The sequence below is a fragment of the Xenorhabdus santafensis genome (genome assembly GCF_033949405.1).
Lineage (GTDB): Bacteria > Pseudomonadota > Gammaproteobacteria > Enterobacterales > Enterobacteriaceae > Xenorhabdus > Xenorhabdus santafensis.
Genome location: NZ_VCDN01000022.1, coordinates 1 through 2,695 on the forward strand (window position 1 = coordinate 1; position 2,695 = coordinate 2,695).

The window sequence follows — 2,695 nt, forward strand, 5'->3', positions numbered from 1 at the left end:
GGGTGAAACCCCGTGGATGGGTGAAGGTGCATGGAAAATCTGTCAAAGTGATTATGATGAAAACGACCTCAAAGGGCTGGAGTGCTATGCCGGACTGGATTTGTCTTCAACAGGAGATATCACCAGCCTCTGTTACATGTTCCCCGTAGACAATGAGCTGTTATTACTGACCCGTCATTACTTGCCCGAAGCACAGTTACAAAATCCAGCCAACAAAAATCGGGCGGTTTATCGGCAGTGGGCACAAGCAGGCTGGATACGCACCACTGCGGGTGACTGTATTGATTATGACCGTATCCGTGATGACATTCTCAAAGACAGCCAGCAGTTTGATATCAAGCTGCTGGGGTTTGACACATGGAACGCCACGCATCTACGTACACAATTGCAAGGTGCGGGGCTGGATGTTGAACCCTTCCCGCAAACCTATATGCGCTTTAGCCCCGTCGCTAAATCTGCCGAAGTGTTCGTCAACCGCAAAATCATTCGTCACAACGGCGATCCTGTGCTCGCGTGGGCAATGTCCAATGTCGTGATGGAAACGGACGCGAACGCCAATATCAAACCGAATAAGAAGAAGTCCGCGAACAAAATTGACCCTGCCATTGCGTTTTTGATGAGTTTTGGCACATGGCAAGTCGAGCATGAAGAGTTTGCGTTTAGATTGAGTGAGGAACAGCGGCAGAGATTGAATAGATTTGATGGAATTTAGATAACAGATTGATTTTTTAATACCTGTGCAGTATAGGAATTAGTGAAATCAAATGTTCAAAAGGTTAGATATTGCACACGTTTTTGGGATTAGTCTCTAGTTTATTTGACAGTCTTCTATAATCGAGAAGTGGGTATATCGCAATATAGTTATGCAGTTACACATCGAGTGGTTGTACATATGATACAAAGCATGAGTATTAGCAGGTTTCATATCAAGGCGGACGATAAAGCCTCTGAATATAGAAGCCCTATAGGGATGGGGTGAGAGCATGAATTTTTTTGAACTTAATTTGCATGTAATACAATCCAATTTGAACTGAAAATGGTCAGCATAGCTTTGTTTGTGTGCTAATTAATTCTTAATTTAAGCGAATTATTCAAAATATATTCTTACGAGCACTCGTCTTGAGGAACTGAGTGTTTTAAATTCCAGATTTAATTTTTAGACAAATTGTATTTATATAATTCGATTTCACCGAAGTGCATTACAACCTTTTCGTAAACTATATGAATTTGGATAAGATAGTATAGAAATTCATATAAATTTGTACTGTCGTTTAAGAACTTACATTTATAATTTATCTTTTGTCTTTGATCTTCAGTTAGATTATCTTTGTGAGCTATTGATTTATCCGTAACGAATTTCACCCATTCCCTGAAAGAGTAATCTCTGACAACTTCGTCACTGAACTTCTTTTTATCTATAATTTCATTAATCTGAATTACTGCATTGTTTATATTAGCTATTTTTAAACAATTCTGTAACGTATAATTTTTTGAGTTTTTCTCGTTTTCACAGAACAAACCCCGGCAATCTGAGTAGATTGAATCTATCAAGGCATCTAAGATAATATCTGGTGATAAAGTACCATTATTATTTAATTCGAGTAATTTTTCGCATTTTTCTATCAATTTTACAAATTCAGAAGAAAAGTTTATCGGAATTTCAGGATGTGCAAGACACCATAAACGGTGAGCTATTGCTGAATTTTTATACTTCCCATAGCATTCAATCAATTCCTCTTTAGATAATTTAGTCAAATCTAAATCACTGTTCGTATTCATCTTTAAGCCCTTGTTATCAAAATGCTTGTCGAATATCTCAGGACATGAAACCGACTATCATATTTGCTTGAACTCAAAGTAGCAAGGTACCAGATCTCATCTGGACAGCATATAACGCAAAAAGTTAAGCGTTTATACTGATTTGCTTATTGAGCCAAATAAACCAATCAGTTAAAGTAGCCCCGCCATTGGCAAAATCCAATGGTCAGGGATTTGCAACCCTGTAGAGCTATCCACTGGTAGGATGTTTCTACCAGTGTGCCTGCATTCGCCTTTTCTATGGCGGTTCAGGCGGGGGAGGCTTCGGCCTCGCCGGACGATAGCTCCCGGTATTGCAAACCCTGTCTGAATCGCCACCATCAATGCTTAATTAATGGAAGGGGTAGCAGGAATGAATAACGTTAGAAATGATTGGCATCAAGCCGATATTATTGCTGCATTGCGTAAGCGCGGTACGACCTTAGCGGCTGTTTCTCGTGAAGCAGGACTCAGTTCATCTACACTGGCAAATACTCTCAGCAGACCGTGGCCGAAAGGCGAATGGATAATTGCTAACTATCTAGAAATACATCCCTCTGAAATCTGGCCTAGCCGTTATTTTGATTCTCATACCGGAGAGTTATTAGAAAGGAAAGTTCGCGATAAATCATCAGAATAATTATTCTAATATCGGAAAACATCAGGGAAATAGTCACCTCATTTCATTGCTCACAGAATATTATTGGCGTTGATGGGGTGGCACTATCAGTGATGTTATTACGAAATGCTTCGCAACCCTCTATTGCTATGAATACACCTCGATTTTAAACATCTTTATTTTTCTTTCTGGTACTTATGCTTTGCTATGTGTCTTTATGTTGAGGATTTTTATGTGGGGTAATCGGTGGGGGAATTCTAAACAAAAAAAGCACTTCCC

Annotated in this window: 3 protein-coding genes; 2 read left to right on the plus strand and 1 reads right to left on the minus strand. The window is 39.4% G+C overall.

Annotated features, from left to right (window positions below; genetic code table 11):
- Positions 1–712 (plus strand): terminase TerL endonuclease subunit (locus tag FE392_RS07160; RefSeq protein WP_319929548.1); only part of this gene is annotated, 712 nt, incomplete at its 5' end.
- A 437-nt stretch (positions 713–1,149) separates the two neighbouring features.
- Here FE392_RS07160 and FE392_RS07165 read toward each other — a convergent pair.
- A complete protein-coding gene (locus FE392_RS07165) occupies positions 1,150–1,779 on the minus strand; it encodes a hypothetical protein (protein WP_319929549.1) in 630 nt (209 codons plus the stop codon).
- Between the two features lie 391 nt (positions 1,780–2,170).
- Between FE392_RS07165 and FE392_RS07170 the strand changes: the two genes are divergently transcribed.
- On the plus strand, positions 2,171–2,437 hold the full coding sequence (locus FE392_RS07170; RefSeq protein ID WP_099138738.1) for a helix-turn-helix domain-containing protein: 267 nt from the start codon (positions 2,171–2,173) through the stop codon (positions 2,435–2,437).
- Positions 2,438–2,695: the final 258 nt, after the last annotated feature.